This window comes from Plantactinospora solaniradicis (assembly GCF_042658085.1).
GTDB classification, from domain to species: domain Bacteria; phylum Actinomycetota; class Actinomycetes; order Mycobacteriales; family Micromonosporaceae; genus Plantactinospora; species Plantactinospora solaniradicis.
Window position 1 is genome coordinate 87,426 of record NZ_JBHSPR010000006.1, and the last position, 24,887, is coordinate 112,312.

Here is a 24,887-nt window from a genome sequence, read left to right on the forward strand (position 1 = left end):
TGTCATGACGAACCCCTCGACGCTGTACCGCGGCGGCCGGCTGTACTGCCCGGCCGATCCGCGGGCGACGGCGCTGCTGGTCCGGGACGGGCGGATCGCCTGGCTCGGCACCGACGGCGACGCCCCCGCTGCCGACCGTTCGGTGGACCTGGACGGCGCACTGGTCACGCCGGCTTTCGTGGACGCCCACGTGCACGCCACGTCGACCGGACTGGCGCTGTCCGGACTGGATCTGTCCGGGGCGGCCTCCGGCGACGAGGTGTGCGCCTCGGTGGCCGGGTTCGCGGCCGACCTGCCGGCCGACGCGGTGGTGCTCGGCCACGGCTGGGACGAGTCGGGTTGGCCGGACCGGCGGGTGCCGGACGCCATGGAGTTGGACCGGGCCGCCGGGGGCCGGCGGGTGTACCTGTCCCAGGCGTCGATCCATTCCGCGCTCTGTTCGTCGGCGCTGCTGGCGGCGGTTCCGGAGGTGGCCGGTGCGCCGGGTTACGACGTGTCCGGGTGGCTGCGTCGGGACGCACACCACCTGGTCCGCGAGGTGGCACTCGGGTCGGTGAGTACGGACCAGCGGGCGGCCGCGCAGCAGGTGATGTTGCGCCGGGCGGCCTCGTTGGGCATAGCGGCGGTGCACGAGTGCGGTGGACCGGACATCTCCAGCGAGGCCGACTTCACCGCCGTGCTGGCCCGCTCCGGTGTCGACGGCCCCGAGGTGTACGGCTACTGGGGCGAGCTGATGGGTGCGGCCCGGGCACGTGAACTGGGTGCCGTCGGTGCCGGTGGGGACCTGTTCGCCGACGGGGCGCTGGGGGCCCGTACGGCGCATCTGTCGGTGCCGTACGCCGATGGTGAGCCGGACGGGTGCGGGCACGGCTACCTGACCGCGGAGCAGGTCCGCGACCATCTGCTGGACTGCGCCGCGCAGGGGATGCAGGGCGGCTTCCACGCGATCGGGGACGCGGCGATCGGCACGGTGCTGACCGGGTTCGCCGGCGCGGCCGGGGTGCTCGGGTTGGAGCGGCTGCGGGCGGCCCGGCACCGGGTGGAGCATGCCGAGATCATCGACAAGCCGCTGATCGCCGGGTTCGTCGAGCACGGCATCGTGGCCAGCATGCAGCCGGCGTTCGACCGCCTGTGGGGTGGCGAGCGGCGGATGTACGCGACGCGGTTGGGGGTGCGGCGGTCGCTGGCGTCCAACCCGATGGGCGCGATGCACGCCGTGGGGGTGACGTTGGCGTTCGGGTCGGATTCGCCGGTGACGCCGTTGGATCCGTGGGGTTCGGTGCGGGCGGCGATGGCGCACTTCAACCCGGTGCACCGGATGACTGCGCGGGCGGCGTTCGCCGCGCACACCCGCGGCGGGTGGCGGGCGCTGCCGGACGGGGTGCGGCGGCCGGGGGTGGCGGGTCGGGACCGGGCGGTGGCGGAGGGCGTGCTGGCTCCGGGTGCGGCGGCGACCTTCGCGGTCTGGTCGACCCCGGCCGGGGTCGACGGCGGGTTGCCGGTGCTGCTGTCGGCGAGTCCGGAGTTGCGGGGGCCGGAGGATCCGACGCCGCTGCCCCGGTGCCGACGCACCGTGCTGCGCGGCTCGGTGATCTACGAGGAGGGTACGCCGTGAGCGGATGTGGGTGGGCGGTCGTCGATGGTGACCGGTAGCGGGGTGCGGCCCGGTTCGGCCGGCGGCAAGCTGGGGCTGGATCCGAGGCTGGTGCGGCGGGCCCGGGAGCTGGCTCGCCGGGCGGGTCAGCCGGTGGTCGAGTTGGCCCGTGGTCACACGACGGTGTCGGTGGAGCGGGCGGTGCTGCGGCTGGCCGGAGTCACCGGCGCGGATCCGGACGGGATCCCGTGGGTGAACCGGCTGGTCGACGCCGTGGTCGCGGAGGTGGGCCTGGCACACGGGGTGGCGTTGCCGGTGTTCGACGCACTGGTCCGGGAGCTGGGCCCGCCGGTGCGTGGCGCCCGGTCGACCGCGAACGGGGTGGCGTCGGCCGGTACCGGCGCTGCGGACGTCGGCGCCGCGCTGACCCTGCTGGCCCAGAAGGCGGCGGCCGGTTCGGTCCGGTTCGGCGTGCCGTCGGGGCGTGCGGCCGGCTCGGCCCGGTCGGCGGCGCGGCGGGCGGTCGGGGCGGGCCTGCGGCGGATCGACCGGCGCCGGGCGGAGCGGGACCGGTTGGTACGTCGGCACGGCGATCCGCGCCAGCGGCCGTGGATCTATCTGATCGTCGCGACCGGCGACATCTACGAGGACATTCCGCAGGCGCAGGCGGCGGCCCGGGCCGGCGCGGACGTGATCGCGGTGATCCGGTCGACCGGGCAGTCGCTGCTGGACTACGTGCCGGAGGGGGCGACCCGGGAGGGGTTCGCCGGTACCTACGCCACGCAGGAGAACTTCCGGCTGATGCGGGCGGCGCTCGACGCCTCGTCGAAGGAGCTGGGCCGGTACGTGCGGCTGACCAACTACGCCTCCGGGTTGTGCATGCCGGAGATGGCGGTGCTGGCCGGCCTGGAGCGGCTGGACATGATGCTCAACGACTCGATGTACGGGATCCTGTTCCGGGACATCAACCCGGTGCGTACCTTCGTGGACCAGCGGTTCTCCCGGCAGGTGCACGCCCGGGCCGGCATCATCATCAACACCGGTGAGGACAACTACCTCACCACCGCCGACGCGGTCGACGAGGCGCACACCGTGACGGTGTCGCAGTTGCTCAACGAGTTCTTCGCGCACGAGGCGGGGTTGGCCGACCGGCAGTTGGGGCTGGGGCACGCGTTCGAGATCGATCCGGCGGTGCCGGAGTCGTTCCGGCTGGAGTTGGCGCACGCGTTGCTGGCCCGGGAGCTGTTCCCGGACGCGCCGCTGAAGTGGATGCCACCGACCCGGCACATGACCGGCGACGTGTTCCGGGGAAATCTGCTCGACGGCTTCTTCAACCTGGTGGGCACGATGACCCGGCAGGACATTCTGCTGGTGGGGATGATGACCGAGGCGGTGGTGACCCCGTGGTTGAGCGACCGGGACATCGCCCTGCAGAACGTGCGGTACGTGCTGGGCGCGGCCGGCGGGCTGCACGAGGACTTCGTGCCGGCGCCGGGCGGGTTCATCCAGCAACGGGCGGGCCGGGTCCTCGGTGAGGCGGTGGAGTTGTTGGAGCGGATCGTCGACGACGGGTTGTTGACGGCGATCGCGGACGGCACGTTCGGGATCACGAAGCGGCCGGCGGACCGGGGGCGCGGGCTGGACGGGGTGGCGGCGCACGCCGACGACTACTACAACCCGGCGACCGAACTGCTGGAGTCGGCGGAGGAGGGGTCGTGACGGGGCCGGTGGTGCGGCCGTACGGGGACAGCACCGGGGACGGGATGGTGCAGGTGTCGTTCACCCTGCCGGTGCCGCACGACAAGCGGGCCGAGGGTGCGGCACTGCAACTGGCGGCGAAGATGGGGCTCGAGCCGGCGATGGTGGTGCACGCCCGCCAGATGGGTGACGGGTTCACCTTCTTCGTGGTGTACGGCCGGGTCGGTCACCTGGTGGACCTGGCCGCGGTGCGGGTGGTGGAGCGGGACTATCCGCTGCTGTCGGCGAAGGAGGTCAACGGTCTGATCCGGCGGCGGCTGCGGCGCAAGTTGTCGGTGGTGGGCGCCTGTATCGGCACCGACGCGCACACGGTCGGGATCGACGCGATCCTGAACGTGAAGGGCATCGCGGGGGAGAAGGGCCTTGAGTACTACCGGGAGTTGCGGGTGACGAACCTGGGTGCCCAGGTGAGCGTGCCGGACCTGGTGGCGGCGGCGCGGGCGGAGAAGGCGGATGCGGTGCTCGTGTCGCAGGTGGTGACGCAGCGGGATGCCCATCTGCACAACACCCGGGAGATGTCGGCGGCGTTCCGGGAGGCGTTGCCGGCGGGCCGGCGTCCGCTGCTGGTCGTCGGTGGGCCCCGGTTCGACGAGTTGATGGCCGACGAGCTCGGGGTGGACCGGATCTTCGGCCGGGGTACGACGCCCGGAGAGGTGGCGAGTTTTCTGGTGCACCGGCTGGTACCCGCCGGGTCGGGTGGCGCGGGTGCGCGGGACCGGCGTGGGGCGACGAACGGTGTCGACGCGGAGGTGGGCGGATGACCGGCAGGCCGGACGGACCGGCGGAGGGCGGCGGTCGCGCGGAGCGGGTCGGTGATCCGGGCGGGTCGGCCGGTGACCCTCGGCTGGGGCTGACGGTGCGGCACCGCCGGTACGTGCCGTACTCGCACGCGCATTACGCGGGCAATCTGGTCGACGGTGCGTACGCGCTGGCGTTGTTCGGCGACGTGGCGACCGAGGTGTGCATCCGGACCGACTCGGACGAGGGGTTGTTCGCCGGGTACGCGGACGTGCGGTTCCGGGCGCCGATCCGGGCCGGGGACGTACTGGAGGTGGTGGCGACGGTGACCCGGGTGGGTACCCGGAGCCGCACGCTGGATCTGGAGTGCCGGGTGGTGTGTCGGGGCCGTCCGGACCGGGGCGAGTCCGCCGCCGAGGTGCTGGATCCGCCGGTGGTGGCGGTGACCGCCGTCGGCACCGTCGTGGTGCCGGTCCCCGCGTCGCCGCCTCCGCCGGTCGCCACACCGACGGGGCAGGGCACCGCCACACCGACGGCGCAGGGCACCGCGTCGACCCCTCCGCCGGTGTGGCGACCGTCGGCGGGGTCGCCGGATCCCGGCCCGCCGTCCCGGTGACCCGCGCAGCGGCCCTGACAACGCCGTACGCGGTCTGTGCGGACGTCGGGTCCACCTGGACCAAGGTGGCGGTGGTGGATCTCGTCAGCGGCGCGTTGCTGGCGTCCGCGGCGCGGCCGAGCACGGTCGGCACCGATGTGCTGCACGGCCTGGACGCGGCGGTCGCCGGGGCCACCGACGGGTTGTCCGGGGTGGCGTCCGCGCCGTGGTACGTCTGTTCGTCGGCCGGTGGTGGGTTGCGGCTCGCGGTGCTCGGCTACGAAGAGTTGATCACGGCGCGGGCCGGGCACCAGGTCGGGTTGTCCGCCGGCGCCCGGGTGGTGCACGTCGGCGCCGGCCGGCTCGACGCGGCGGGGCTGTCCGAGTTGCGGGCCGCCCGGCCGGACGTGGTGCTGCTGGTCGGCGGGACCGACGGCGGCGACGCGGAGGTGTTGACCCACAACGCCGGGCGGCTGGCCCGGGCGCGGTGGCGGATTCCGGTGGTGGTGGCCGGTAACGCGCTGGCCGGTCCGGCGGTGCGGGACGTCCTCGCCGAGCGGGGGGTCCCGGTGACGGTGACCGGTAACGTGCTGCCGCAGATCGGCGTGCTCGATCCCGGGCCCGCCCGGGCGGCGATCCGGGACGTCTTCCTGCGGCACGTGATCGGCGGCAAGCGGCTGTCCCGGGGGCCACGGTTCGGGCGGCTGGTCCGGTCGGCGACCCCGGACGCGGTGCTCAGCGGGGTGGAGCTGCTCGCCGACCTGCTCGGCGGTGATCTCGCGGTGGTGGATGTCGGTGGGGCCACCACGGATGTCTACTCGGTGCTGGTGCCGGACGAGCGGGTCGGCGGTCCGGGGCGACCGGCCGCCGGCGTGCTGTGGCGGGCCCGCACCGTCGAGGGCGATCTGGGCATGCGGTGGAGCGCGCCGGGGGTGGTCGCCGCGGCGTCGGCCGAGCGGCTGCTGGCCCCTGGCGAGGAGGGCCCGCTGGCCGCCGCCGCGGCGACGTTGGCTGCCGAGCCGGGACGGTTGGTGGCCGAGTCGGCGGGGCGGGCGGTGGAGTTGCGGATCGCGGCGCTCGCCGCCGTCGTCGCGGTACGCCGGCACGCCCGGGGCGGTGGGGTGGCCGGTCAGCCGGCCCGGGACCTGCGGGACGTACGGCTGCTGATCGGTTCCGGTGGTGTGCTCCGGTACGCCGATCCGGCGGCCGGGATCGGGATTCTCGAGGGCGTGTCGACGGATCACGCCGGTGGCTGGCCGTTGCCGCGTACGGCCCGGCCGGTGATCGACGTCGACTATGTGCTGATGGCGGCCGGTCTGCTGGCGGCGGCGGAGCCGGCGGCGGCCTCGGCGCTGCTGCGCCGGCACCTGTTGGCGCGGTGACCGGGGCAGGGGCCGGGTCGGTTCGGCGGTGTGTTCAGATCATCCGCGCCACCGCCTGACGCAGGCGCCGCAGGTCACGCCGTCGCCGCTCGTAGGTGGCGCCAAGGACGATGAGGATGATGCCCCCGATGCCCATCGGCAGCCATCGGGGCAGTTCGTCCCAGTACCGCACCACCTCGTAGGCGGTGATCACGACGACGACCACGGCGCCGGCCACGACGGGGGCCTGGCGGCGGCGGGCCGCCCCGAGGATCAGCACGAGGAGCCCGCCGGCACCGAGCAGGAGTCGGCGGGCCGGGTGCTCCGCGCCCGCGAACAGCAGCGCGAGGCTCGGCAGGAAGGTGGCGGCCAGCGCCGGCCCGTACGCCAGCCAACTGTGCAGGTGTGGACGGCGGCGGAGTTCGAGCGCACCGCCGAGGAGCGCGAGCAGTGCCGCCGGCAGCGTGTAGGCCTCGACCACGCCGACGCTGTCGGCGAACAGCAGTAGCCACCAGGCGAGCAGTTCGCACCCGACGCCGGCCACCGCGAGCCACCTGCGGTGGGGTCGTAGCGCCGACAGCCCGAGAGCCGCGCCGTACCCGACCAGGATCAGCGCGGTGGCCCGCAGGTCGACGACGCAGACGCTGAGCACCGCCAGACCTGCGACGAGACCGGAGAGGGTTTCCGTGCCGGCGATCTCGGTCCGTTGGCGGTGCGGCAGCAGGGCCGCCGCGAGCAGCAGCAGGACCGCCAGGACGACGAGGCTCGTCGAGAACTGCCCGGTGGTCAGGTCGGCGCCCGTCGCCACGGCGGCGACCAGCGCGACCGACGCCACGCCGACGGTCAGCCAGCCGGCCAGCCGGCCGCCGGTCTGCCGCCCGAGCACTGCCACGGCGAGTCCGGTCGACACCGTGAGGGCCAGGCCGGCGTACGTCATGGGCGTGGTCGCCAGCCCACCGGTGAGCCCGGCGGCGGCAAACGATCCACACAGGACGATCATGGCGACGGTGGTGGACCGGCCCCGGGCCGGTTCCGGCCAGCCCCGGCGAGCCGCCCAGACCCCGGACGCGGCGGCGAGGACGAGCGCCGTGGCGGGGGCGGCCGGCCACGGGGCGGCCCAGGAGACGGGTGCCACCAGCGCCGCCAGCGCACCGCAGCACAGGACCACCGGCCGGAGCCGGGGGGCGGCACGCCCGCCGAGTCCGCGTACGCATGTTCCGGCGGCGAGCGCGAGCAACAGCAGGACGACCGGATGCCAGGCGGTGCCGGGCCAGCCGTTAACGCCCGGTGCGAGACCGTCGACCGAGCCGCTCGGCTCCGCGTCCCACGGCGCCAGGAGCCAGGTGTACGGACGGAACAGCGTCGTGGCGACGGCAGGCAGGACGGCGACCACGGCGATCAGGGCCGGTGGGGCCGCCGCGGCCGACACCGTGACGTACCGCCGATCGACCGGTGTCAGCAGCCCCGCGCCCACGCCCAGCAGGACGGCGACAGCGGCGTACACGCCGGTCGGTTCGGCCGATGTCAGTGTCGCGAGGGCTACCACCGTGGCGCCGACCGGGACGGCGGTGATCGCGTACGGCAGGTATGCCGGCCACGCCCGCCGCAACCACGCCGCCACGCCGAGCGCGACCGCTGCGGTGGCCAGGGCGCCGCGCAGGAGCGGGCCGGCGTCCAGTCCGAGGGTCGCGCCGACGGCGGCCGCCGCGCCGGGCAGCGCGGTGAGCGCACCGGCGGTCGCGGCGCCGCCGACGAGTCGACGCGGTGCGGTGTCGGTGTCCTGGCCGCCGCCTGTCCGCTCGCGGACCGACACAAGCGCTGCGACGATCGCCCCGCAGACGACCACCCCGCCGAGCACGGCCGCGGTCAGGGTCGGTCGGGCCACGGCGGCGGCCGCGGCGTACAGGCCGAGCAGCGCAGCCACTGCGGCGCAGCGTAGACCGGCCCGAGCGGTCCGGATCCAGGCCGCGGACAGCCCACCGCAGAGGGCCACGGCACCGGCCAGGGTGGCTGGCGCCCACCAGGACAGTCGCAGTGAGACCGGCGCGTCGATGACGGCGAGGACCAGTGCGACGGCGGCCGCGTCCCACGCCAGACGGGCGTTCCACCATCGCGCGACCGGGCTGCCGGCCAACGCGAGCGCGGCGCCCGCCAGCAGGATCAGGACCGGAAGCGGCTGCCAACCGACGACCTCGCCCGCGAGGGGGCCGTCGATCGACCAGCGATTCACGTCGGCCCGCCAGGCCGGCGTACCGGCAAGCAGAACCTGTAGCGCGCGTGCGACTGCCAGGGCCGAGGTCACGGCCGCCACCGCCGCGAGCGCGATCCCGGTGGCGCTGGCCGGGCCACGCCGCCAGGCCGTCGGCAGCAGGCGGACGCCGAGCGCCACCAGCAGGACCACGGCCGCGGTGGTCAGCAGTGCGAACCCGGGCAGCAGCACCGCTGCCAGCCGGGAGAGGGACACGACGAGCGCGAGGGTGGCACCCCAGCCCTCCTGACCGGCACCCCAGCCCTGCTGACCGGCGCCCCGGGCCGCTCGCCCGGCAGCTCGGCGACGGGGCACCAGTCGTAGCCCCGCGGTGAGGAACAGGAACGCGACAGCCAGGTGGTCGGCCAGGGTGAGGCCGCCGATGCTCCAGATGATCCCGCCGGTCAGCACCGCGCCCAGCGCCGCGCCGAGGGCCGGGGCCCCGGTCTTCCGGGCCAGCCGTACCACCGACCCCACCGTGAGCGCCACGCTGGCCGTTGCCAGCCCGATTGCCACCACGGTCGCGGAGGAGAGCCCGGCCACGGCCGCGGCGCTCACCGCCGCGCCGGTCAGCGCCGCGAGTCCGCCGCCGATCGCCGCGTCGGCGATCCGCCGGGCATGGCCGCCGCGCGGCGCCACATGCCCGAGCGCGCCCACCGCGGCACAGACGACGACCGTCGCGCCGAGTACCAGCAGGGTGCTCCAGGACCGCCCCGACGCGGCTCCGGCGGCATGCACCCCGAACAGCGCCGCGACGGTGGCCAGTGCCCGGGCCGGGCGGGAATCCCGGACCCGGATCGCGGCGAGGGCGAGCAGCGTCGCGGTCGCCCCGCTCAGCGCCGCCGGTGTCCACCAGGGCAGGCCGAAGGCGGTGGGCGCGGCCAACAGCGACAGGGAGGCGACGGCGAGGGCTGCCGGTTCGCGGTACCGCTCCGGTAGCGCGAAGGCGCCGGGGATGAGCAGCGCCAGCGCGAACGGCAGCTGCCGGCCGTACGCGGCGACGAGGGCGACGAGATCGGGCCACCGGGTCAGGTCGGCGGCCCAGGGCTGGGGACTCATCGCCGCGACCACCGCGGCGGCGCCCTCGACGAGGGCGATCAGGCCGCCCGTGCCGGCCAGGACGGCACCCGCGGCGAGGGCGCCCGCCGCCGGCCCCCGATGTGCCGGCCCGGCACGCCGGACCGCGGCGTACCCGATCGCACTGGTCAGGACCGCGGCCGTGACCAGGCCGCAGCCCGGCATCGCCACCGAGGCCAGGCTGGCGATCGACACCAGGGCGGCCAGGGTCGTCCCGGCCTGCGCGACCACCAGGACCGGATCCTCGGCGGGGCGTGGTTCGGGCCGTCGGACCGCGACGACGAGCAGCGCGGCGGACAGGCCGAGGAGGACAGCGGCACCGGTTTCGGCGAGCGTCGGCACGGGCCCGGCCAGGACGTTCGCGGCGGCGGTGAGCAGCGCCCCGCAGGCCGCACCGACGGCGACGGTCGAGGCCCGTGGGTGCCGGGCGACCGCGATGGCTCCGGCGGCCAGGCACAGGGCGGCGACCGCACCGGTGGTCGTGCGTACCGTGCCGGCGTTCGCGCCGAGGGCGGCGAGCCCGGAGCCGGCGATGCCCGTCAGCGCGGCGAGCGAACCGCCGACGGCGGCGTCGGCGATCCGTGCCGGACCTCCCTCGGCCCGCCGTACCGACAGCGAATAGCCGAGGCGGGCCACCACGACACAGCCGGCGGCGAGCGCCGTCAGGACCGCTGCGGTGAGCCAGGCCGATGGAAGCGCCGTGACGAAGGCGTATCCGCCGAGGGCGGCGGCGACCACGGCGCGTAGGTATCTGGGGTCGGCGGACATCTGCGGCGCGGCCGGTTCGACCGGTTCCGCCGGCCGTCCGGCCCCGGCCAGGCTGGCGAGGCCGAGCAGGAGCGCGGCACCGACCCCGGTCCACGGCCGGACCCAGCCGGGCATGTCCGACGAGGCCGGAGCGACGATCGCGGCCAGGGCGAATCCCGCGAGGATCGCGTGGTGGCGTGCCCGGCGCCCGAGCAGTACCGCCCCGGCGGCGGCGAGGATCAGGACGGCGACCGGCAGTTGCCATCCGACGAGGCGGTCGCCGGCCAGCTGCCATCCGGCCGTTCTCCAGGCAGGGAAGGCAGCCGCCAGGGCACGGATGGCGACGACCAGGCTCCAGCCTGTGACGAGAATGCCGAGCAGGACCGTCATGGCCGCGCTCGCGGCGGCCGGGCCGCGTCGGGCGATCGGTGGCAGCCTGCGGGCGACGACGACGGCCATGAGTACCGCACCGGCCGGGACGACCAGGGCACCCGGCGGCCACACCAGGGCCAGCACCCGAGATACGCCGCATACCGCCGCGATGGTCGCCGCGCCGGTGGCCACGTCGCGTAACGTGGCCCGCCCGGCCACCGTCGCCGAACGGACGGCCAGGCCGGCGGCGAGCAGGAGAGCGGCGGTGGCGAGCATCCCCGGTAGCGGGGTGGCCGCGGCGGCCAGCGCGACGGCGGCGAGAGCCCCGGCGGTGCCGAGGGCCAGAGCGTGCAGTGCCCAGGCGAACGCCCGCAACGGTGGTGGCTCCGGTCCGGTCCGGCCGAGACGGACGGCCACCACGAGGTTCTGGACCGAGACCGCGCTGGCGAGCAGGGACGCGCCGGCGAGGCCCACCGTGAGACGGGACAGGTCGGTGAGGGTGAATTCGGTCTCGCTGGTCGCTGGGCCGCCGCCGTCGAGCACGCCCAGAGCGATCATCGGCAGTACCGGCTGCGCCGCGATGAGCGCGACATAGCGCGGTACGGTCAACCGGGTCACCGTCCGGTAGCCCGTCGCGATCGCGCTGGTGACCAGGAAGGTGAGCCCGGCATAGGCCGAGGCGGGCAGTGCCCGGTCCACTCCGAACAGACCCAGTGACCAGACGGCGAAGCCGTCCAGCGCGACGAGCAGCAGCGCTACCGCACTGATCGTCTCGGCGGTGGCGACCAGCCCTCGACGGGCCAGCAGCATCGGGATGGTTACCGCGAGGGTGGTGCCGCCCGCAAGGATCAAAGCCTGGCCGGCCTGCCCGAAGGTCGTCCACGCCACCACGCTGAACGTGATGGCGGCCGCGCCCAGCAGGACGCCGCCGAGGGCGAGCAGGACGTTCTGCATCTGCAGTACGGAGGCTTCCGGCCGGGCGGCCGGGGCCGTCGCCGTGGCCTCCCGCGCCGGTTCCCGGATGCCGGGCGGCGGCGCCGGGGGCTGCGGTGGGCCGACGTGCGTGGGCCGCGCAGCCGGGGCACCGCCCGCGGCCGGGTGGCTGTTCGGGGCCGGCACCCGGTCCCCGCCGGACGTAGCCGGGCGCCTCGGGGTCGGCGGGGCCACCGGGGGCATGGCCGGCGGTTGGCTCAGCACCGCGAGCCGGGTCCGCTCGGCGGCGAGCAGCGCCTCCCGCTGCGCCACGGCCGCCTGGCGCTGGCGGCGCACCTGCTCCTGCTGGTCCCGCAGGTATTCCGCTCGTGCGTCACACTGGGCGATCACCCAGTTCAATCTGGCCAGGGTGGCGGCATCGTCCCCACGCATCCCGGAATCATCCACCAAGATCGAGATTTGTGACGCCCGTGAGCGCGGCGGTGGGGGAGGCCGGGCCACGGATTCTGCGGCTGGGTGACGCGTGTCCCACCGGCATCCCCGAGGGGGAGACGACTACACATATCGCCCGGCCGGCGATGATCCCGACATCTGTACGTCACGGACCGGACACGACACGCCGCATCGAACGGCGCGACTGGCCCGGGGCGGTTGACAGTGCCCGGGGGGTACCACGTACCGTCTTTGAGTCCTACAACGGGAAGCGGCTGTTGTTCGCTTCGTCCCTTCGTCCGCTGGCCGAGCGACATTTTTTGGTTCGTCGCAGCGGCCAGGTCCAGCGGGCGGGGGTCGGCGGGGCGGCGCGAACCGGCCGCGGTTACCGGTGCACGGGCAGGGTGGTGCGGACGGCCAGTAGACAACGGCCCGACGGGAACAGCCAGTTCACGTCCGGTCGGTCCGAAGGTCGTCGTGCAGTGCCCTACCACACCGGCCGGGGAGGGCCTGGGAGCATCGGGGCGCGGCGTATGCCGCGCCCCGATTTTCGTGTCCGCCCCGATTTTCGTGTCCGCCCTGGGGTTGGTCCGACGCGTCGACGGGGGTCCGGTCGGGGTTCGATCGGGGAACCAGCCGTGGTGGTCGGCGACTGCCGGACGTACCGGCCGGGCCGGTAGCCTTCCGCAGGTGGGTCCGCCCGCCGCCGGGGTCGGTGGCTTCGATGGAACGTGAGGCACGCGTGACAGTGGTTGACACGGCCGAGACGACGGTTGCCGCCGATGGCGCGGGGCGGCCACCCGGACCGGCTGGAAAGCCCGTCCCGCTGGGCCTGGGGCTGCTGGCCGCCGTACTGGCCGGGCTGACCCTGCTGGTGTCGTTTCCGCCGTACGGGCTGTGGTGGGCGGCTCCGGTCGGGGTGGCGCTGCTGACGGTCGCGGTGCACCGCCGCCGGATGCGCGCCGGGTTCGGGCTGGGCGTGATCGCCGGGCTGGCGCTGTTCCTGCCGATGCTGAGCTGGACCAATCTCTACACCGGTCAGCTGCCGTGGCTGCTGTTGTCCGGGTTGCAGGCGTGCTATCTGGGGCTGTTGGGTGGGGCGGTCGCGGCAACGAGCCGGCTGGTGGACCGGGTGCGCTGGTCGTGGCCGCTGGTGACCGGGGTGCTGTGGGTGGCGCAGGAGGCGTTGCGGGACCGCACCCCGTTCGGTGGGTTCCCGTGGGGGCGGTTGGCGTTCAGTCAGGGTGACTCCCCGTTGCTCCGGCTGGCGACGCTCGGCGGCGCCCCGCTGGTCACCTTCGGCGTGGCGTTGGCCGGTGGTCTGCTGGTCACGGCGGTCTGGCGGCCGTGGCGGGCGGCCGGGGCCGGTGGCTGGGCCCGGGCGGCCGGCTTCGTCGCGGGCGCGGCGGCGGTCTCGGTGCTGGGGCTGCTGCTGCCGGTCGGGATCGCCGGCGCCGGTGCCGGTACGGCCACGGTGGCGATCGTGCAGGGCAACGTGCCGCGGATGGGGCTCGACTTCAACGCCCAGCGGCAGGCGGTGCTGGAGAACCACGTCAGCGCCACCATCGACCTGGCCGGTCAGGTGGCGACGGGTGCGGCGCGGCAGCCGGATCTGGTGGTCTGGCCGGAGAACGCCAGCGACGTCGACCCGGTCCGTAACGAGGAGGCCGGGCGACGGATCTCCGACGCGGCGGACGCGATCAACGCACCGATCCTGGTCGGTGCGGTGCTGCTCGGGCCGGGCGAGGGGCAGGTGCGCAACGCGGGGCTGGTGTGGCTGCCGAAGACGGGTGTGGACCAGTCGCAGCTGTACGTCAAGCGCCATCCCGTGCCGTTCGCCGAGTACGTGCCGCTGCGGAGCATCGCCCGGAAGGTCAGCAAGGAGGTCGACCGGGTCCGGAACGACTTCGTCGCGGGCAGCGAGCCGGGCGTGCTGCGGGTCGGCGGGGTGTCGTTGGGAGACGTGATCTGCTTCGAGGTCGCCTACGACGAGGTGGTCCGGGACACCGTGACCAATGGGGCGCAGGTGCTTGTCGTGCAGACCAACAACGCCACCTTCAACGAGGCCGAGGCGGAGCAGCAGTTGGCGATGGTCCGGCTGCGGGCGGTGGAGCACGGCCGGGAGGCGCTGATGGCGTCCACGGTCGGTGTTTCGGGGTTCGTCGGTGCCGATGGGCGGGTAACCGGGGCGACCGGGTTCAACACCGAGGCGGTGGTGACCCGGGAGATGCACCTCGGGGATGCCCGTACGGTCGCCACCCGGGTCGGTCTGTGGCCGGAGATGGCCCTGCTGGCCATGGCCGTCGCGGCGCTCGTCGCGGCGGCGCTGATCCGTCGGCGTTCGCTCCCCGGGGACGGTACGGCGACGGCCGGCGACCCGGCGGATGCGGAGGAGCGGTGAATGAGTTCTTCGGGGCGGAGGACCAGGGGGACGGCTATCCGGGGGTGGGCCGGGTCCTGATCGTGATCCCGACCTACAACGAGGCGGACAACGTCGGGGTGATCGTCGACCGGGTGCGCCGGGCGGCACCGCCGGTGGAGGTCCTGATCGTCGACGACAACAGCCCCGACGGCACGGGGGAGATCGCCGATCGGATGGCCGAGGCGGATCCTCGGGTGCACGTGCTGCACCGGGCCGGTAAGCAGGGTCTGGGCGCCGCCTATGTCGCGGGGTTCGGCTGGGCCGGGGAGCACGGCTACGACGCCGTGGTCGAGATGGACGCCGACGGCTCGCACGCCCCGGAGGAGCTTCCCCGGCTGCTGGACGCGGCCCGGGACGCGGACGTGGTGATCGGTTCCCGGTGGACCTCCGGTGGGCAGGTGGTGAACTGGCCGTGGCACCGGCAGTTGCTGTCCCGGGGCGGCAACCTCTACACGAGGGTGGCGTTGGGAATGCCGCTGTCCGACGCCACGGGGGGTTTCCGGGTGTACCAGGTGCCGGCACTGGAGCGGCTCGATCTCGACTCGGTCGCCTCGCAGGGCTATTCGTTCCAGGTGGAGCTGTCCTGGCGGGCGCACCGGGCCGGTCTCCGTACGGTGGAGGTGCCGATCACGTTCGCCGAGCGGGAACGGGGAACGAGCAAGATGAGCCCGGTGATCATCGGCGAGGCGTTGTGGCGGGTGACCATGTGGGCGACGCTGGACCGGCGGACGGCCCCGGGTGGCCCGCGTCGGGGTGCCGGCGACCATCAGCTCCGTTGGCCGTGACGGGCGGCGTGTCATGCTGGACGGACGGAGTTTGCGGGCCGGACATCCGGATGGGGTGACATGCGCCGAGGGTTGAGGTTCGTGCCACTGGCACTGCTGCTGACCGGGATCGTGGAGGTCGCGGTCTTCGTGCTGCTGGGTCGGTGGATCGGGTTCGCGTGGACGATTTTGCTGGTGGCTGCCGTCTCGGTGCTGGGACTGGTGCTGCTTCGCCGGGAGGGGATGCGGGCCTGGCGCGGCTTCCGGGCCGCGGCCGAGGGTGGCCGTCCGCCGGGACCGCAGGTCAGCGACGGCCTGGTCGGGCTGCTCGCCGGGGCGCTGCTGGCGGTGCCGGGCCTGGTCACCGGGGTCGTCGGGTTGTTGCTCACGGTGCCGTTGGTGCGCCGGCTGGCCCGGTACCGGGTGCAGCGCGCGGCCGAGCGCCGGATCTCCGCCGCGGCCGCCGGTGACCTCTTCGGTCCTCGGCGGGTAAGGGTGCGTCGAGGCCAGTCGCGTCCCACCGGTCCGACGACGGTCGACCCTGCCGCCGGACCGGCGGAGTCGACGGGTGGGGCGGCGCCCCGGTCCGGTGGGCCGGGCCCGGCCATCGAGGGCGAGATCGTGGAGCCCCGGCCGCACTGAACCGGCGGCTCGTTCCACGTTCGGGTGGACCTCACATGACACCGCCCCCACGGCGGGTGCCGTGGGGGCGGTGTCGGACGGTGTTTCTGGTCGGTCAGGCCCGGCCGCGTCGGGTCCGAACCTCTTCGAGCCGTTCCGCGAGGATGCTCTCCAGTTCGGCGATCGAACGGCGCTCCAGCAGCATGTCCCAGTGGGTACGTGGCGGCTTGGCCTTCTTCTGCTCCGGCTCGCTGCCGTCGACCAACCGGGCGACGCTGCCGTCGAACTTGCATTCCCAGGTCATCGGCACTTCGGCATCGACGGCGAACGGCACCTCGAACTGGTGGCCCTTGGCGCAGAGGTACTCTCGGGTCTGTCGCGGGGCAAGCTCGGTGTTGCGGTCGGACTCGTAGCTGACTGCTCCCAGACGGCTCCCGCGCAGCATGCGCTCGCCCATGATCGGCTTTCCCCTCGGTCGTGATGCTGGTTCTTATCGGTGTAACGACAGGTGCCGGGTGGGCGATTCCCGCCGCCGGCAGAAACGTACAGATGGTTAAACGCTCCGAGCGTAGCCGGATCACCTGGGTGGTGATCCGGGTCACCTGTCCGCGACGCGAGTTGTCGCGAAATGTGGCAATGATCCGGCCTCATCGTCCCCGTCCGTCCGCCGGATCCGCCTCTGGATCCGGGAATGGGCGGGCTCACGGGTCGCCGGTCGCGTCGGCCCGGCCGGACCCACTCGCCGTCCCGCCGCCGGACCCCGCCGCTGCGGCAGCGCCGGGCGCCCCGGAAGGCGCGGTCCGGGCGCCGAGGCTGGCCAGTGCGGCGGCCAGATCGCTGACCTGGGCGGAGAGTTGCCCGGCACGGTCCCGGGCCGCGTCGCGATCGGCTTCCGCGGCGGCCGACCGTACCGTCAGCTCCGCCAGCCGGCCCTCGGCGGCGGTCGCGGCCTGCCGCGCGGCCTGGAGTTCGGCGCGCAGCCGGTCCCGCTCGGCGGAGGCACTCGCGGCCTCCGCCCGGGCCTGTGTGGCGGCGGCCTCCGCCCGGTCGGCCGAGGCCGTGGCCGCCGCCGTGTCCCGCGCGGCGCTGTCCGCGGCGTCGCGGGCCTCGGCGCCCTCGATCCGGGCCCCCGCCTCGGCGATCCGGGCCTCGGCGGCCATGGCTCGGAACCGTTCGGCCTGGGACACCGCCTCGGCGGCCGACCGGGTGGCCCGGTCGGCTTCCGTGCGCGCCGTGTCACGCTCCCGGGTGACCTCGGCCAACTGCCGTCGGTCGGCGTCCGCCTCGGCACGCAGCGTGCGCAGGTCCCGGCGGGCTCCGTCGCGGTCCTGCTCGGCCTGGGTACGCAGGGCGACCGCCGCGCTCTCCGCCTGCCGTGCCGCGTCCCGGGCGGCGAGGGCGGCGCTCGTCTCGGCGTGAGCCCGCTCGACGGTCCGGGCGGCCCGTTCGGACTCCTCCCGGGCGGCGGCCCGTTCGGCGACCGCCTCGGCGGCGGCCTGCTGCGCCTGGCGGAGGGTGACCGCCGCCGCCTCGGCCGCGTGGCGTGCCTCGTCCCGTTCGGTCTGCGCCGCGGCGATCTGGGTGGCCGCCTCGGCCCGGACCTCGGCGACCTGCCGTTCCACCCCGGCCGGCGACAATTCGGCGTGCAGCGCCTCGCTGAGCGCCTCGGCCATCTGGTCGAGCCGGTCGACGACCTCCCAGGTCCTGGCCACCTGCCCGGCCAGCCCTGGGGCGTTACGGTGCCGCATCCGCTGGTTGCGGGACGCTCGCTGACAGGCGCCGTCGTTGTCGCGGCAGTACCGGAACGGTCGCCCCGCGGCCGCCCGCTGCGGAACCGGCCGTCCACAGTGGGCGCAGGGTCGGCTCTCCGCCTGGAGATCGCTGGTGGGGTTCTGGTTGTCCATCGCCGGGGAAGTCTAGTGCCGGGCCGGGGCCGGTTCGCGCGGCTCGTCCGCTCCGCCGGCAGGTCCGGGCCGTCGAGCCCGACCGCGACCGCACCTGCCGCGCGCAGGGGGTGACGTCGCCGTCCCGTAATTGCCGGGCCCGTTACGGCTCGGTCCGCCAGAATGGGGGCCGCCGTCGTTGCGGGAGAGACGCGGCGAGGGGTCGAGGCGGGGGAGCGTGGGTGCGGTGTCGGAACGGACGAGCGGCTCCGGTCGGCAGCCCGACTGGTGGCTCGACGAACTGACCCACGCCGGAAACGAGCATCTGGATCCGGGGTACGTCGCCGGCTACGACCGAAAGGCCGGGCATGATCCGCAGGCCGATCTCGACATCCTGTGCCGGCTCGGGCTCGACGCGGACAGCACGCTCGTCGACCTCGGGTCGGGTACCGGCCGCCTCGCCCTGGCCGCCGCGCGGATCTGCCGGCGCCTCGTCGCCGTGGACGTCTCGACGGCGATGCTCGGCCGGCTGCGCGAGGGCGTGGTCCGCGCCGGGCTGGCCAACGTCGAGGTCGTGCAGGCAGGCTTCCTGAGCTACGTACACCAGGGGCGGGCCGCCGACTTCGTCTACACCCGACACGCGCTGCACCAGCTGCCCGACTTCTGGAAGGCGATCGCCCTCGCCCGGACCGCCGCCATCCTGCGGCCGGGTGGGGTGCTGCTGCTCCGCGACCTGATCTACACCTTCGATCCGGCCGAGACGGCGGGGCAGTTCGAGACCTGGCTGGCCTCGGCGGCCGGATCCACCGCCGACGGGTGGACCCGGGCCGAGCTCGCCACCCACGTACGCGAGGAGCACAGCACCTTCAGCTGGCTGCTGGAGCCGATGCTGGAGAAGGCCGGTTTCCGGATCGCCGAGGTCACCCCGAGCCGGCATCCGGCCACCTACGCCAGCTACGTCTGCGTCAGGCGCTAGTTACTAGCCGGTTCCCCGGCGACCCCTGGGGCGGATCATCGGCGTTCGGGCTTCGCCGATCGCGACATCAGCTCCTTGACGACGAGCGGGGGCGGCTTTCCGTCGTGCACGACGTCGACGACCATCTGGGCGATCGGCATCTCGATGTCGTGGCGTCGGGCGAGGTCCAGCACCGCCCGGCAGGAGGTGACCCCCTCCGCGGTCTGCCGGGTCGCGGCGATGGTCTCCGCCACCGTCATGCCCCGCCCCAGGTTGGCGCCGAAGGTGTGGTTGCGGGACAGCGGCGAGGAGCAGGTGGCGACCAGGTCACCCATGCCGGCCAGGCCGGCGAAGGAGAGCGGGTCGGCACCCATTGCCAGGCCGAGGCGGGCGGTCTCGGCCAGACCCCGGGTGATCAGCGACGCCTTGGTGTTGTCGCCGAGCCCCATCCCTTCGGCGATGCCGACGGCCAGGCCGATGACGTTCTTCACCGCCCCGCCGACCTCGCAGCCCACCACGTCGACGTTGGTGTAGGGGCGGTAGTAGGCGGTGTGGCAGGCGTGCTGGAGCCGTTCGGCGACGGTCTCGTCCCGGCAGGCCACGACTCCCGCGGCGGGCTCCCGGCGGACGATCTCGGGCGCCAGGTTGGGTCCGGACACCACCGCGATCCGGTTCGGGCCGGCGCCGGTGATCTCCGCGATGACCTCACTCATCAACTTGGCGGTGCCGAGTTCGACGCCCTTCATCAGGCTCACCAGCACGGTGTCCGGGCCGATCCGGGGAGCCCAGGCGGCCAGGTTCGCCCGTAGGGTCTGCGACGGCACCGCGAGCACCACGAACTCGGCGCCCGCGATGGCCGCGGCCGGGTCCGTCGTCGCGCTGATCCCGTCCGGAAGTTCGATCCCGGGGAAGTAGTCCGGATTGGTGTGCGTGCGGTTGACGGCGTCGACGAGTTCGGGGCGGCGCGCCCAGAGGGTGACCCGGGATCCGGCGTCGGCGAGGATCATCGCGAAGGCGGTGCCCCAGGAGCCGGCTCCGAGGACCGCCATACGGGTCGTCACCGATCAGCCTCCTGTCCTCCGGCGCCGGTCCGCCCGGCGCGCGTTGTCGTAGCGTACGGCTGTCGTGGGCGGGGCCGTGCCGGCCGAAGGTGTCGGTGGTGCCCGAACCGGCAGTTCACGCCCGGGTCGACGGGGTCCGATCGATGGCGTCGCCAGGCTCCGGCGCGTCGTCGGCGGAGCCGAACAGGAGCCGGAGGTGCGTGTCGAGGACGGCGACCGCCTCGTCCGGGGAGTAGTGCTGGCCGAGGACCTGGAGGCCGAGCCCGTCGACGAGCGCGAGCAGGCCCATTGCCGCGTGGGCGGGGTCGATCCGCAACGCGCTGTCGGAGTTCTCCTGCGCGGCCCGGATCTGCTCCGCGACGAACGTCCGCATCTGGTCGACGCTGCCCCGCAGGCCCGCGGCGATGGCCGGCTTGACGGCGGCGTAGGCGAGGAACGCGAGGACGACGTGGTTCTCGAGCCGTCGGAGCTCGTCCAGCGGCAGGATCTGCAGCAGTAGCGTCCGGACGATGCCGCCGGGCCCGGCGGGCTGCGCCGACGCGGCCTCGGCGACGGATCGGGCCTGGACGTTCTGCATGACCATGTCCAGGGCGAAGATCATCATCTCGTCCTTGGTGCGGAAGTAGTGCTGCACCATGCCGGTGGACACTCCGGCCTCGGCCGCGACGTGCCGGAGGCTGACGGCCTCCAGGCCCTGGGTGGCGGCGAGGCTCATCAGGGCGTCGGCGAGCTGCTTCCGGCGCGCGTGGTGGTCGACTTTCCTGGGCACCCCGCCACTTTACATTGCAGTCGTATTGACATGGGCCGTCCGGCGCCGTACATTTCAGTCGTATTGTAAAAGAGGGGAGTCCGGGGTGAACGTGATCGCGCTGTCCGAGACAGCCGCCGGGATGGTGGATCTGGTCGGCGGCAAGGCCGCTGGGCTCGGCGAGCTGATCCGGCTGGGCGAACGCGTCCCGGACGGCTTCTGCCTGACCACCGCCGCACACCGGCTCGGCGTGGTCCCGGAAGCCGAGGTCGTCGCGGCGTACCAGCGACTCGGCGGCGGACCCGTCGCGGTCCGCTCCAGCGCGACCGCCGAGGATCTGCCGCACGCCAGCTTCGCCGGCCAACAGGACACCTTTCTCCACGTCACCGGTGCCGACGAACTCGTCGACGCCATCCACCGGTGCTGGAACTCCCTGCACGCCGAGCGGGCCGTCGCCTACCGCGAGGCCAACGAGATCGACCACAACACGGTACGGATGGCCGTCGTCGTGCAGCGCATGGTCGACCCGACGGTCGCCGGGGTGATGTTCACCGCGAACCCGGTCACCGGATGCCGCACCGAGATGGTCGTCGACGCCGCCCCCGGCCTCGGTACCGCCGTCGTCGACGGCACCGTCGTGGCCGACCACTACGTCCTCGACGGCACCCGGTCCGACGAGCGGGGCTGCCTGACCCCGGACCAGTTGGCCGAGCTGTGGCAGGTCGGCCAGCGCCTCCAGGACCACTTCGGATACCCGCAGGACGTCGAGTGGGCGATCGACCACGACGGGACGCTGTGGCTGCTCCAGTCCCGCCCGATCACCACGCTGTTCCCGCTGCCGCCGCAGACCGACCGGCCGCTACCCCGGATCTACCTGGAATTCGGGCACGTGCAGGGCATGCTCGCCCCGGTCACCCCGATGGGGATGTCGACGCTGAAGGCGATGCTGGCGGCCATGCTCGAATCCTTCGGCATCAAGGCAGACATCGTCGACATCGGTGGACGCCTCTACGGCGACCTGACCGATCTGGTACGGGGCAGGTCGACCCGGAAGAGGCTGGTGAAGCTGATGGCGGTGGACTTCGGCCCACGTGCCCAGGCGGTGGTCGAGCACATCCTGACCGATCCCCGGTTCTCGCCGTTGCCCGGCAACCCGGCCGGGATGAACGCGTCGCTCGGGTCGGCACTGCGGACCGCCCCGCGGGCGGTGGCCGGGGTCCTCGGCGCGCTGGCCCGGCCGGACGCGGCGCGTGCCCGGATGTTCCGCGAGATCGAACAGCTCAAGCACCGTTCGGTCGCCCCCGCCGGACTGGAGACCGCCACCGAGCGGCTCGACTTCATCGAGGCTCAGGACCAGTCCACCCGGTACGACGCGATCATCTGGCCGATCGTCGCCGGCATCCTCGTGGCGGCGGTTCCACCGGAACTGCTCAAGGGGATCGCCAGCAAGGCGGAGGTCAATACCGTCCTCGGCGGCATGCCGCACAACGTCACCATCGAGATGGACCTGGCCCTGTGGAGGCTGGCCGCAGCCGCCACCGAACACCGCGACCTGCTGCTGAAGACCCCACCGGACGAACTCGCCGCGAGCTACCTCGCCGGCACCCTTCCGGACATCGGCCTGGCCGGATTCCTCGACGCGTACGGCCACCGGGCTGCCGCCGAGGTCGACATCGGCGTACCGCGCTGGGCCGAGAACCCGACACCGGTCTTCGCCATGATCGCGAACTATCTGCGGGTCACCGATCCGGAGCAGGCGCCCGACCGGCGGTTCGCCCGCGCCGGGGCGGAGGCGGAGGAGAAGCTCGCCGAACTCGTCCGGCGGGCCCGCCGACGCAGGCCGATCCGTGGCCGGCTCGCCGGGTTCCTCCTGCGCCGGGCCCGGGTGCTGACCGGCCTTCGGGAGGCGGGCAAGTTCGCCGGCCTGTACCCGCTGCGTGAGACGCGCCGGCAACTGTTGCTGGTCGGCGCCGAACTCGCCGGGCAGGGGCTGCTGGCGCACGCCGACGACATCATGTTCCTGACCCTCGCCGAGGCCCGCGCCACCGTGGAGCAGCGGATCGACCGCCGGGCGATGGTCACCGACCGTAGGGCCGTACACCGGCGGGAACTGCGCCGCCGACGGGTTCCGGTCTCCGTACTGTCCGACGGCACCGACGTCGAGGCGCTGATCCCGGCGGCGGCGTCCGGGGACGGAACGCTGCGCGGGGTCGGGGCGGCGTCGGGTACGGCCACCGGACCCGCCCGGGTGGTGCACGACCCCGCCACCGCGCACATCGAGCCCGGCGAGATCCTGGTCGCCGCGACCACCGATCCCGGCTGGACACCGCTGTTTCTGACCGCCGGCGGACTGGTGACCGAGACCGGTGCCGCGATGGCACACGGCCCCACGGTGGCCCGGGAGTACGGCATCCCCGCCGTGATCTGCGTCCCGGACGCCACCGAGAAGATCCGGACCGGCCAGCTCGTCACGATCGACGGAGCGGCCGGAACGGTGACGGTCACCGGGTGACGCCGACGCCGGCCGCGAACGTCCGGAGCCGCCTGACGCGGCGGCGCCCGCGTACTGCTCGATCGTCTCGACGGCCGGGTGGCCGAGTTGGTCGACCGGCAGGCCACCCCGACCCCGGACGAGGCGACGGCGTGGGCTCGGGAGGCGCTCGACGGCTACCTCAACCAGATCTACCGGGCCGCCAAGAGCCGGCGGGACGGCCAGCTGGTGGCGGCCCGGCTGGACGAGATGGAAAGCGTCCCGTGGCTGCTGACGACGGTGTTCGCACTGCACGGGCGGCGGCGCCCGTACAACAAGTACCTGCGGTGGGAGTTGCGGCATCACCCGCTGGGCCACCCGTGGGATCCGGAGACGCTGCCGGAACGCATCGCCGCAGCCCCGCCGGCCTGTTCGGCGACGTCGAGGCGCTGGCCCGCACTCGCGGGCTCGGGCCCGTGGTGGACGCCTGGGGCGCGGATCTCGACCTACTGCGTTGACCGGGAAAGTGTCGGCTGCGCCTGCGCGGGACGCGTCCGGCCGAGTCCGCTACGCCAACGGCGACGTCGGGGTTCGGGCTGTCCGGGTATGGGGTTGCCGATCGGCCACCACCGACTGCGTCGATCGAAGCAGCCGCGCGACGAGGACCGCGATACCCCCCGTTGCCGCGACGACGAGCAGCAGCGTGAAGGTCGGATACAGGTAGGCGGCCTGTAGCCACGAGACGTCGCGGCCCCGGTAGAGGAAGCTCACCACTTCGTGCATCGTCAGCAGGAACACCAGCGGGAGCAGGTACGGCAGCAGCCGAGCCACGGTGGCGGGACGGAGTCGGCGGTGGCTGGCCCAGCGACGTGAGCGCCGGACCCCACGGACGGACAGGAACACGACGCCGAGCGCGAGCAGGAGCAGAACGACGTCGATCCAGATGAGGGGTGTGGGTGATACCGGCGGGGAGACCGGCCGGCCTTCGAGCAGTTCGATCAGACGGGCGCCGAGGGCGGGGGCGTCGCCGTACTGACTGCCGGCGTTCGCCATGATGGCGATGCCGTAGCCACTCGTCGGCAACAGGGCCTGGTACGCGGTGACGGTGATCAGTCCACCGGTGTGTTCGATGAGTGGCGCGCCGGATGGGGTTCTGCCGATGTCCCAGCCCAGGCCGTAGGAGCCTGCCGCTGTGGGGCGGTGCATCTCGGTGACGCTGGCGGGTGAGACGATCGGCGTACCGTCGGGGCCGTGGCCCTGGTCGTTCTGGGTGATCAGCCAGGCGGCCATGTCCCGCGCGGTGCTCAGCACGCCGCCTGATCCGTTGCCGAAGGCCGGCGGCTCGGGCAGGGCGACGGGTATGCCGCCGATCATCAGATGGCCGCGACCGCTCGGCGGCAGGTCGTCGGCGGTGTTGCCGGTGCTGCTGTCGGCCATGCCGAGTGGCCGGAACACGCGGTGACGCAGGTATTCGTCGAACGACTGCCCACTGACCACCTCGACGAGGCGGGCCGCGACCTGGTAGTTCGGGTTGTGGTACTCGTAGCGGGTGCCCGGGTCGGCGGCCAGTCGGGCGTCCCGCATCGACGCGACCGCCTCCCGCAGGGTGTGCAGTGGGGGACCGCTGAAGGAGTGGTACGTCCGGTCGGACATCCCGGAGGTCTGGTCGAGCAGCTGTCGCACGGTGATCGCGGCGGCGCGGTCGTCGGCCATGGTGAACTCCGGCAGGTAGTCGCGGGCCGGTACGTCCAGCCCGACCCGGCCGGCGTCCACCAGTTGCATCACGGCGAGCGCGGTAACGGATTTGCTGAGCGAGGCGACGGCCATGACGGTGTGGTCCGTGACGGCATCGCCCTCCGCGGTGTGACCGTAACCGGCCGTGTGCACCACCTCGCGGCCGAGGGTGACGGCCACCGCCACTCCGGGAATGCGGGTCACGTCGCGGTACGCGCGGACGACGGCGTCGATCGAGGTGGCGTCGACCCCCGGAGCGTGGGCCGGAACGGGAACGGGAACCGCCGCGGCGGTGAGGACGAGGGCGGTGAGGGCGTGGATCAGCACCACCCGAGCGTCGGACCTGGGCGGGTCGTTCCGCATCGGACCGTGGT

Annotated in this window: 16 protein-coding genes and 1 pseudogene; 11 read left to right on the forward strand and 6 right to left on the reverse strand. The window is 73.8% G+C overall.

All coding sequences use genetic code 11. The features are described from left to right. Positions 1–4 precede the first annotated feature (4 nt). The 5 genes and pseudogenes from ACFP2T_RS05975 (at position 5) to ACFP2T_RS05995 (ending at position 6,067) form a co-directional block, all read left to right on the forward strand. Positions 5–1,615: an amidohydrolase gene (locus ACFP2T_RS05975; protein ID WP_377418190.1), complete on the forward strand. Its 1,611-nt coding sequence runs from the start codon at positions 5–7 to the stop codon at positions 1,613–1,615. Positions 1,616–1,639: 24 nt separating this feature from the next. Next, positions 1,640–3,313, forward strand: a complete 1,674-nt coding sequence (kamD, locus tag ACFP2T_RS05980; RefSeq protein ID WP_377418192.1) for a lysine 5,6-aminomutase subunit alpha — start codon at positions 1,640–1,642, stop codon at positions 3,311–3,313. Next, on the forward strand, positions 3,310–4,113 hold the full coding sequence (gene kamE / locus ACFP2T_RS05985; RefSeq protein WP_377418194.1) for a lysine 5,6-aminomutase subunit beta: 804 nt from the start codon (positions 3,310–3,312) through the stop codon (positions 4,111–4,113). The genes kamD and kamE overlap by 4 nt, the downstream gene beginning before the upstream one ends. A gap of 83 nt (positions 4,114–4,196) precedes the next feature. Next, positions 4,197–4,562 (forward strand): annotated as a pseudogene (kal, locus tag ACFP2T_RS05990) (3-aminobutyryl-CoA ammonia lyase); the annotation flags it as partial. A 140-nt stretch (positions 4,563–4,702) separates the two neighbouring features. Further along, positions 4,703–6,067 (forward strand): glutamate mutase L, encoded by a 1,365-nt coding sequence (locus ACFP2T_RS05995; protein WP_377418195.1) that lies wholly within the window; start codon positions 4,703–4,705, stop codon positions 6,065–6,067. A gap of 34 nt (positions 6,068–6,101) precedes the next feature. Here the strand turns inward: ACFP2T_RS05995 and ACFP2T_RS06000 are convergent, their stop codons facing one another. Next, a complete protein-coding gene (locus ACFP2T_RS06000; RefSeq protein WP_377418197.1) occupies positions 6,102–11,855 on the reverse strand; it encodes an SCO7613 C-terminal domain-containing membrane protein in 5,754 nt (1,917 codons plus the stop codon). Between the two features lie 742 nt (positions 11,856–12,597). On the opposite strand from ACFP2T_RS06000, the gene lnt reads away from it, so the two are divergent. The 3 genes from lnt to ACFP2T_RS06015 are packed head-to-tail and all read left to right on the forward strand — an operon-like array spanning position 12,598 to position 15,683. Then, entirely contained in the window at positions 12,598–14,256 is a 1,659-nt protein-coding gene (gene lnt, locus ACFP2T_RS06005; protein ID WP_377418199.1) for an apolipoprotein N-acyltransferase, read from the forward strand. After that, positions 14,253–15,062, forward strand: coding sequence for a polyprenol monophosphomannose synthase (locus ACFP2T_RS06010; protein WP_377418201.1), 810 nt, complete (start codon positions 14,253–14,255; stop codon positions 15,060–15,062). The genes lnt and ACFP2T_RS06010 overlap by 4 nt, the downstream gene beginning before the upstream one ends. A gap of 60 nt (positions 15,063–15,122) precedes the next feature. Further along, entirely contained in the window at positions 15,123–15,683 is a 561-nt protein-coding gene (locus tag ACFP2T_RS06015; RefSeq protein ID WP_377418203.1) for an FxsA family protein, read from the forward strand. Between the two features lie 94 nt (positions 15,684–15,777). On the opposite strand, the gene ACFP2T_RS06020 is transcribed toward ACFP2T_RS06015, so the two are convergent. Further along, positions 15,778–16,119 (reverse strand): RNA polymerase-binding protein RbpA, encoded by a 342-nt coding sequence (locus tag ACFP2T_RS06020; RefSeq protein WP_101366032.1) that lies wholly within the window; start codon positions 16,117–16,119, stop codon positions 15,778–15,780. A 244-nt stretch (positions 16,120–16,363) separates the two neighbouring features. Next, complete coding sequence (locus ACFP2T_RS06025; RefSeq protein ID WP_377418205.1) at positions 16,364–17,566, reverse strand: coiled-coil domain-containing protein; 1,203 nt, start codon at positions 17,564–17,566, stop codon at positions 16,364–16,366. A 226-nt stretch (positions 17,567–17,792) separates the two neighbouring features. On the opposite strand from ACFP2T_RS06025, the gene ACFP2T_RS06030 reads away from it, so the two are divergent. Beyond that, on the forward strand, positions 17,793–18,521 hold the full coding sequence (locus tag ACFP2T_RS06030) for a class I SAM-dependent methyltransferase (RefSeq protein ID WP_377418207.1): 729 nt from the start codon (positions 17,793–17,795) through the stop codon (positions 18,519–18,521). 35 nt (positions 18,522–18,556) lie between these two features. Here ACFP2T_RS06030 and ACFP2T_RS06035 read toward each other — a convergent pair whose 3' ends face one another. Together ACFP2T_RS06035 and ACFP2T_RS06040 are read right to left on the reverse strand one after the other, a co-directional pair. Further along, entirely contained in the window at positions 18,557–19,561 is a 1,005-nt protein-coding gene (locus ACFP2T_RS06035; RefSeq protein WP_377418210.1) for an NAD(P)H-dependent glycerol-3-phosphate dehydrogenase, read from the reverse strand. A 115-nt stretch (positions 19,562–19,676) separates the two neighbouring features. Further along, entirely contained in the window at positions 19,677–20,330 is a 654-nt protein-coding gene (locus ACFP2T_RS06040; protein WP_377418213.1) for a TetR/AcrR family transcriptional regulator, read from the reverse strand. An 85-nt stretch (positions 20,331–20,415) separates the two neighbouring features. On the opposite strand from ACFP2T_RS06040, the gene ACFP2T_RS06045 reads away from it, so the two are divergent. Beyond that, positions 20,416–22,821: a PEP/pyruvate-binding domain-containing protein gene (locus ACFP2T_RS06045; protein ID WP_377418215.1), complete on the forward strand. Its 2,406-nt coding sequence runs from the start codon at positions 20,416–20,418 to the stop codon at positions 22,819–22,821. 338 nt (positions 22,822–23,159) lie between these two features. After that, a complete protein-coding gene (locus ACFP2T_RS06050; protein ID WP_377418218.1) occupies positions 23,160–23,297 on the forward strand; it encodes a hypothetical protein in 138 nt (45 codons plus the stop codon). Positions 23,298–23,346: 49 nt separating this feature from the next. On the opposite strand, the gene ACFP2T_RS06055 is transcribed toward ACFP2T_RS06050, so the two are convergent. Further along, positions 23,347–24,840 carry a serine hydrolase domain-containing protein gene (locus tag ACFP2T_RS06055; RefSeq protein ID WP_377418221.1) on the reverse strand — a complete coding sequence of 498 codons (1,494 nt, stop codon included), beginning with the start codon at positions 24,838–24,840 and terminating at the stop codon, positions 23,347–23,349. Positions 24,841–24,887 lie beyond the last annotated feature (47 nt).

What these genes read in the sequence shown, in the direction of transcription:
- ACFP2T_RS05975 (WP_377418190.1), top strand. Translation starts at nt 5, where the DNA reads ATGACGAACCCCTCGACGCTGTACCGCGGCGGCCGGCTGTACTGCCCG.
- kamD (WP_377418192.1), top strand. Translation starts at nt 1,640, where the DNA reads ATGGTGACCGGTAGCGGGGTGCGGCCCGGTTCGGCCGGCGGCAAGCTG.
- ACFP2T_RS06000 (WP_377418197.1), bottom strand. Translation starts at nt 11,855, where the DNA reads ATGCGTGGGGACGATGCCGCCACCCTGGCCAGATTGAACTGGGTGATC.
- ACFP2T_RS06015 (WP_377418203.1), top strand. Translation starts at nt 15,123, where the DNA reads ATGCGCCGAGGGTTGAGGTTCGTGCCACTGGCACTGCTGCTGACCGGG.
- ACFP2T_RS06020 (WP_101366032.1), bottom strand. Translation starts at nt 16,119, where the DNA reads ATGGGCGAGCGCATGCTGCGCGGGAGCCGTCTGGGAGCAGTCAGCTAC.
- ACFP2T_RS06025 (WP_377418205.1), bottom strand. Translation starts at nt 17,566, where the DNA reads ATGGACAACCAGAACCCCACCAGCGATCTCCAGGCGGAGAGCCGACCC.